The following is a 7,299-nucleotide window of genomic DNA, read 5'->3' on the forward strand; positions in this document are numbered from 1 at the left end:
CTAGATGCTCTGCCCCAGTTTTTCACTAATTTTAAGAGTTTCTATTTTCAGATCATTTGAGGCAAAAGCAAAAGGCTTCTTCAATAATAAGGAGATTAAGTTATGAAAACACCATCTGCTAGTAAGCAAGTTATGTCAATCCTATTCCTGATTGCCGGTGTTGCACTTGTTATATGGTCTTTGGCGATGGATATCATGGGTTCAGGTGTATCATATCGCGGAGCTACACTGGTGCTTGGAGCTGTAGGCATCATTGCCGGCTTATATTTCTATCCGACAATCAAACACCACCGTACTATCATCAATATCATTTTCCTGTTCCCGCTTCTGTTTGCTTTTGCGGTAACAGTAATTATTCCTCTCGTTCTTGGTATTGGATATTCCTTTACAGACTGGGATGGAATCAGAGTTAAGAATGCAGTTGGATTTGCCAACTACACAAGAATGTTCACTCAGGCAAGTTTCCTGTGGTCAATATTCATCACATTCCTTTTCGTTGTATTTAATATGATCCTTGTTAATCTGGTAGCTTTCCTGCTTGCACTTCTGTGCACATCCAGAATAAAGGGACTTGGCTTCTTCAGAGCCGCTTATTTCCTTCCGAACCTTATCGGAGGTATCGTACTTGGTTATATTTGGAACTTCATTTTCAGTAATGTAGTTACAGAGCTCTTACATACCCAGTACTCTATGCTTGCGGATACAAAAACAGCATTCCTTGCTATTATTATCGTATATATCTGGCAGTATGCAGGTTATATAATGCTCATCTACATCACCGGTCTTAATACTATCCCAGGCGACGTACTTGAGGCATCTGCCATCGATGGTGCTAAGCCTCTTCAGACTCTTTTCGAGATAAAGATTCCGATGATCGCTCCTACCATCACAATTTGCACATTCCTTACACTTACAAGTGCATTTAAGCAGTTCGATGTTAACCTTGCTCTCACAAATGGTACCGGATCAGTAGATATCCTTGATAACTACCTCACAAACGGTACTGAGATGCTCGCTCTTAACATCTACAACACAGCAGTTATCAAGAACGAATACGCATTTGGTGAGGCGAAGGCCGTACTGTTCTTCATAATTCTTGCATGTGTATCAATTTTACAGGTTCGTATATCTAATAAGAAGGAGGTTGAATTATAATGCATACAAAAGAGAAAACATCAAGTGTTGTTATAAGACTTGTAATCGCAATTATTATCGCTGCATATGTTCTGTTTCCCTTCTTCCTTGTTTGCGTAAACTCATTTAAGCAGTCAGCAGATATCACTTCAAATCCTATCGGATTCAACGGTGTATCTTTCGGACAGTTTACAAAGAACATGAATGATGTTATTAACAACAAGAGCTTTACTTTCTGGCAGACATTTGGTTATTCAGCACTCATCACTATTCTGTCACTTGTACTTCTTGCAGTACTTGGTTCCATGGCAGCATGGGTTATCTGCCGTAACAAGACAGTTTGGTCAAACATCATTTACTTTACATTCATCGCATCAATGATCATTCCTTTCCAGGTAGTTATGCTTCCTCTTATCTCTACATTCAGAGATGTCGGAAAGTTCGTTGGTATCCCGATGCTTAAGTCCGTACCCGGTATCGTATTTGCATACCTCGGTTTCGGTGGTGCTATGACAGTATTCATCCTTGTTGGATTTATTAAGGGAATCCCTTTTGATCTTGAAGAAGCTGCATCAATTGATGGATGCTCACCTGAGCAGGTATTCTTCAAAGTAATCTTCCCTCTTCTCTCACCCGTTATTACAACAGTAACAATTCTTAACGGAATGTGGATCTGGAACGATTACCTTCTTCCTTCAATGATGCTTGGTCAGAATGGTCCCGTAAAGACTCTTCCCGTTGCGGTTCAGGCTTTCGTAGGTTCATACGTTAAGCAGTGGAACCTGATCCTGGCAGCTGCACTTCTTGCAATCCTGCCTATGGTCATCCTCTTCCTCATCGCTCAGAAGCAGATCATGGAAGGTATGATCGAGGGTGCGGTAAAGGGATAATAAATTTAGTTTACTAAACCCATTCCATTATAAAAACCCCTTGGCAGTTCGCCTCTGCCAAGGGGTTTTATTATGTAATGGTATATTCAAGAAGTTAATCAATCCCTGTTAATTCAAGGAAGAATCTTGGATATCAGCTCAGCGCATCTCTCAAGGTCTGCACTCTCATCATTAGGTTCATTAAAACGTCCCATGGTATTGCTATCTATATCGAGGACGCCGATAACCTTGCCTTCACCATTTCTAAGCGGGATAACAATTTCAGATTTAGCGTCGCTGTCACAAGCTATATAACCAGCAAACTTTGAGACATCAGGGACAATTAGTGTTTTATCTTCAGATGCTGAAACTCCACACACTCCTTTTCCAAGGGCAATATGTGTACAAGCTACCTTCCCCTGGAAGGGTCCAAGGATAAGCTCTGTGTTAACTGCATTAGGGTTGATGATTTTAGCCTGAGCTTCTGCACTGGCACCGCTTCCAATAGGAATGTCCTTGTCTGCTATGAGGTAAAATCCTACCCAGCTTACATCCGGGAGTTGCTGCCATAGGCAGGCTGCCACATTGGACAAATTGGTTATATACCAATCCTTTTCGTCGATCATTGATTCTACATAATTAGATAATGCCATTTATTTATATTTCCTCCTGTCTGTTTGTGTATGTCTATTCATCTGTCAGTCAAATAAATGTTATCCCTTTAAAGCCTTGATCTTTATGGACTTCATTCCGGCTTTTTTAAACATTTTGATTCCCCTTTTAACTTTCTTCATTCTGCATATAAGCAGTAATCCCCTCAGATTCCGATTATATCAAAGGAATTGATTGCAGACAATCCGATCATTATATAAAATAGATATTCCCATAAAATAGAGTTTTGCTTGCAAAACTCTCGCACCGTTGCAAGATGTCCGGGGGACATCTGCTTTGCAACGACCGAAGTGGAACGTAGACGCGGTTGCAGAATGCAACATCTTCCATTCGCGCGAGTGTGCATCCCACGGAGTGCTTTTTTATTGAATAAGAATTTCCTATTCAATAAAAAAAGAAGCGCATCCCACACAAATGGGATGCGACCTCTTTATTTGCACTATTAACTTTTTTCTTCCTAATACAGGCCTTCGTCCTGCATCTCCTTATGCTTAGCTATCTCGAAACTTGCTGATCAGTTTACATGTACCATCATGCAAGCATCTCTGCCGCGCTTCTGTGCGTGAATTCTAACATCGCCGTGACCAACAGCTCTGATGTATCCATCCCTTACTGTTGCAATGTCGCTGTTCTCACTTGTCCATGAAACACCGCCGCCGATGCCTGCAGGTCTTGTGAATACGCTTGCGTGATAGCCTTCACCAACCTCGAGCCAGATTTCTGACTTATCGAGCCAGATCTTCTCGGGCTTTTCTTTGTCGTCATTCTTGCCCTTCTTGCCGCCACCAACTTCTACATAAACTGTAGCTGTGAAGTTGCTGTTCTTATCCTTGATTGTAATCTCAGCGTCGCCGGCCTTCTTAGCTGTGATAAGTCCGCTCTTTGAGCAGGAAATAACTTTCTTTCCGCTTACCTTGTAAGTAACAGCTTTCTTTCCGAGGGTCTTTCCATCCTTCTTTACCTTAAGCTGAATCTTAGCTCCAACAGCCATATCGATGTCTTTCTCGCCATCATTTTCTGCCAGTTTAACTGTAACCTTTTTGTTTGCAGCTTCTACATTATAAGCAGGGATTGCTATAATGCAAAGTGTCAATGCCATAACAACAGCCATAGCTGCTGAGATGACACTCTTGAAACTAACTCTCTTACCCATAAGAATGATCTCCTTTCACAAAAACTATCATAACCCTTATTATTTTGTGTTTCCCCCATAGTTTATTATTATCATTTTTACGGATATAAGTAAACTCAAATAGTGTATGCTTAAGGAACATTTAAGACATCGTTTATACTCCCTGTTTTTTGAAATATATTTTTTATAAATAATACGGAGTAATGAAATTTTATTCCAAAAAAACATTACTCCGTACCGGTTCTATATATTACTTACGTAAATTATAATTCTGTAATTCCTCGCTTAAATTCCTCCTCAAGATCCTTAGTCTTAATTATCTTAATTGACTTTATCTCAAGACCGCCCTGCGCAAAGTAGAACTTAAGATAGAAGTTACTCATGATAGCAGGATTCATATTGATCCTTACTGTCTTCCACTCCTTGTCCATTCCTGTAATTGTCACTGTCTTTATCAGCATCTTATCCTGGAAAATTGACAGCGGAAGCTGAGCAACATCAGGCTGGTTATCTGCCCTGAGCACAAGCTCCATATCCATGAGGCACTTTGTCTTTGATGTCACTACGAAGGCTGTTGTAGCGCCCTTCTCTACATTTATTAGAGAGGTATCAAGGTCAGTTTCACCCTCATTAAGAGTCATCTTTATCATATCCTGAAGCTTAGCATCGTCCTCTGAAACAGCCTTTGCAAGCTCCTTATCAAGTGCTGACTCCTCGCCAAGCAAATGTCTGTAGGCAGGAGTTTTAAGAAGGAATTCGCAAATGTTTGCTGCGCATCTTGCAAGCTCAGCGCGGGTAAGTCTTCCATCCTTCAAAGCCTTGGGAAGGTCATCGCCATTGGAGTTATCCTCTGCACTTCCGTTTACCATGTTAAGGTCATTCTGAGCGCGAACCTGGGCAGATACATTCTTATAATCCCCGGGAGCTCCTGCTTCATCATTACCCATAGCCCACCAGTCAGTCATTACGATGCCTTTAAAGCCCCATTCACCTCTAAGCATTGTAGTAAGAAGGTCATAGCTGCTTGAGGTCCAGATGCCGTTTACAGGGCCGTAGGTGCTCATAACAGCCCTTGCCTCACCTTCTCTTACCGCAATCTCAAAGCCCTTGAGATAAATCTCACGAAGAGCTCTCTCAGATACGACGTTATCTACAAAGTGTCTTCTGTATTCCTGAGTGTTACCTGCAAAGTGCTTGATAACACCTGTAACATCATACTTGTGAAGTCCACGTAGCTGCGCTGTTACAAGCTTACCTGTAAGAACAGGGTCCTCTGAAAAATACTCAAAGTTTCTGCCGTTAAGAGGGCTTCTGTGAATATTCATACCGGGTCCAAGGAGAGCATCTATTCTGTTTTTCCTAAGGTCTAAAGCCTCCCATCTAAAGAGCTCCTCATTAAGCTCTTCATTGAAGGTACATGCAAGACAGGTTCCGTTAGGAAGTGAAAATGCGTGTGTTCCGCAGTCCATACGAATACCGCTGGGTCCATCTGAGCATCCACCCACAGGGATTCCAAAGCCTGCAAGACTATCTGTCACACCGCCAAAGGCACCTGCAATTCCCGCTGTTACTTTAGGTGAGCACATACCCTCACCGCGCATCATTGCAATAAGATCATCATCGGAGAGCTGTGCGATAAATTTCTCCATGGATACCTTACCTGCTTCAACATCAGAGAGCTTATATCCCTTATCGCCTGTATAAGAAACCTCCTTTGGAAGGTTATCCTTTCTCTTCTTATTAGGATCAAGAGTTCTTGTAGGTACTTTCTCAGTGCCCTTAGCATAAACAGCATCATCACTACTCTTTTTACCCGGCTTTAAGCGCTCAAAATCCTTTACAGGAGCATAAGACTCCTCGCACTCGCAGATAACCTCAGGCTTTTTAAGTTCGAACTCTCCTGCTTCCTCAGCACTTCTTACATCGCTGCCTGCATAGATTCTGTAAACACCCTCCTCCATAACATAGGCTGACTTATGTCCTGTCACGCCGCTGTCATCATAGGATGCAAGCCAGTATTTGGGAATGTCGAACTCAAGACACTGCATCTGTCCGGGCTCAAGTACATCAGTTTTAGCAAAGCCGCAAAGCGCTCTTGAAGGCTTTCCGAGCTTACCCTGAGGCGCCTCAAAATACACCTGAACAACCTCTTTTCCTGCTTTATCACCTGTGTTGGTAACAAGAACCTCAAGAGATACACCGTCCTTCTTATCGTATGCGAATTCGCCAAGTGCTACGTCAAAGGTCGTGTATGAGAGTCCATATCCAAAGGGATAGAGAACTGCCTTTTTATCAAAGGTCTCAAAATAGCGATATCCAACGTAGATATCCTCTGTCTGGAAATTCCTCTTCTCTGAGCCGAAGTTCGCAGTTGAAGAATAATCCTCGATGTTTTCAGCGATAGTGTCAGCAAGCTTACCGGAAGGATTCACATCACCTGTAAGCACGTCAAGAACAGCGTTTCCGCCCTCCTGTCCGCCCTGCCATACATACAGAACTGCTGAAGGGTTAATCTCCTTAACCCACTTCATATCAATGATATTGCCCACGTTAAGAAGCACGATCGTGCGTGAAAATGCCTTGCAGACCTGCTTCATCGCATCCTTCTCTTCATCAGTGAGAAGATAGCTTCCGGGCTCGTTCTTGTTGTCCTGATCCTCTCCTGCGGTTCTTCCGATTATGAAAACTGCAGTATCAGATTCCTTCGCAGCCCTTTTCACAAAATCATCGCTAAGAGGCATCTCCTTCTGGAACCAGGGCTCTGCTGCCCAGCCCACACCTGTATCAAAAGGATTCTCCTTTACGAATTCCTCATAGGCCTTGCGCACATCTGCGTTTAACTTATATTTCTTTGACGCCTTAAGAGCCTCGTAAATTCCCATAACATAGTCTACGTTAACCATGCCGCCTGAGCCTGTGCCGCTCTTATAGTAATTCATCTGGCTTCTGCCAAATACTGCAAGCTTTGTGTTTTTCTCAACAGGCAGTACATTATTGTCATTTTTCAGAAGTACAATACCCTCTGCTGCAGCTGCTCTGGCTGTCTTTTTGAATTTCTCAATATCCCAGTTTTTTGCCATAGTTTTCTCCCTGTGTTCAATTTATTCAGTCTACAACTGTATTTACCCGATTATCTATGAAAAGGGGCTGTCGCATTAGATGATTAAATCATCTAGGCGATGGCCTTTTTTCAGGCCTAAAAATCGGTACTTATATCTGCTTTCTGCTCATATCTCATATTTTTAGAGTAACTTAATAGTCCGAAGATATCTTCGGATCAGATACAGGAGTTTGATTTTTAAGGATCAAAAATTATGCCGTTTTCTTTAGCTCAAAAAGATGAGTTCCTGTTCGGCCGGCCATAATCTTGTGATGCAGTTTATTGATATCGAATCCGATTGCAAGCAACACGCTTTGTGCAAGAACATTCTTCGTCCCCTTATACAAATATCTTCTGAAGTTCATGTCTTCTTTTACATTTGCAAATGAACC

The 7,299-nt window shown here is 42.2% G+C and carries 6 protein-coding genes; 2 read left to right on the plus strand and 4 right to left on the minus strand.

Annotated elements, in window-relative coordinates:
- The first annotated feature begins 102 nt into the window (after nt 1-102).
- Both G587_RS0102925 and G587_RS0102930 read left to right on the plus strand, forming a co-directional pair.
- Nucleotides 103-1,155, plus strand: a complete 1,053-nt coding sequence (locus G587_RS0102925; protein WP_026491023.1) for a carbohydrate ABC transporter permease — start codon at nt 103-105, stop codon at nt 1,153-1,155.
- Nucleotides 1,155-2,024, plus strand: a complete 870-nt coding sequence (locus G587_RS0102930) for a carbohydrate ABC transporter permease (RefSeq protein WP_026491024.1) — start codon at nt 1,155-1,157, stop codon at nt 2,022-2,024. Before G587_RS0102925 ends, G587_RS0102930 begins: the two co-directional genes overlap by 1 nt.
- A 113-nt stretch (nt 2,025-2,137) precedes the next feature.
- Here the strand turns inward: G587_RS0102930 and G587_RS0102935 are convergent, their stop codons facing one another.
- From G587_RS0102935 to G587_RS25780, 4 genes are all read right to left on the minus strand, one after another.
- Nucleotides 2,138-2,656, minus strand: a complete 519-nt coding sequence (locus tag G587_RS0102935; RefSeq protein WP_026491025.1) for a GAF domain-containing protein — start codon at nt 2,654-2,656, stop codon at nt 2,138-2,140.
- Nucleotides 2,657-3,189: 533 nt separating this feature from the next.
- On the minus strand, nt 3,190-3,828 hold the full coding sequence (locus tag G587_RS0102945; RefSeq protein ID WP_026491026.1) for an Ig-like domain-containing protein: 639 nt from the start codon (nt 3,826-3,828) through the stop codon (nt 3,190-3,192).
- A 242-nt stretch (nt 3,829-4,070) separates the two neighbouring features.
- Nucleotides 4,071-6,887 (minus strand): glycoside hydrolase family 3 protein, encoded by a 2,817-nt coding sequence (locus G587_RS0102950; protein WP_026491027.1) that lies wholly within the window; start codon nt 6,885-6,887, stop codon nt 4,071-4,073.
- A gap of 232 nt (nt 6,888-7,119) precedes the next feature.
- Nucleotides 7,120-7,299 (minus strand): transposase (locus G587_RS25780; RefSeq protein WP_026491028.1); only part of this gene is annotated, 180 nt, incomplete at its 5' end.

The organism is Butyrivibrio sp. XPD2002 (assembly GCF_000423945.1).
In the GTDB taxonomy this organism is placed as follows: Bacteria; Bacillota; Clostridia; order Lachnospirales; family Lachnospiraceae; genus Butyrivibrio.

Bases quoted from the DNA above. Each gene is read 5' to 3' on its own strand.
- G587_RS0102930 (WP_026491024.1), top strand. From the start codon at position 1,155: ATGCATACAAAAGAGAAAACATCAAGTGTTGTTATAAGACTTGTAATC.
- G587_RS0102950 (WP_026491027.1), bottom strand. From the start codon at position 6,887: ATGGCAAAAAACTGGGATATTGAGAAATTCAAAAAGACAGCCAGAGCA.
- G587_RS0102945 (WP_026491026.1), bottom strand. From the start codon at position 3,828: ATGGGTAAGAGAGTTAGTTTCAAGAGTGTCATCTCAGCAGCTATGGCT.
- G587_RS0102925 (WP_026491023.1), top strand. From the start codon at position 103: ATGAAAACACCATCTGCTAGTAAGCAAGTTATGTCAATCCTATTCCTG.
- G587_RS0102935 (WP_026491025.1), bottom strand. From the start codon at position 2,656: ATGGCATTATCTAATTATGTAGAATCAATGATCGACGAAAAGGATTGG.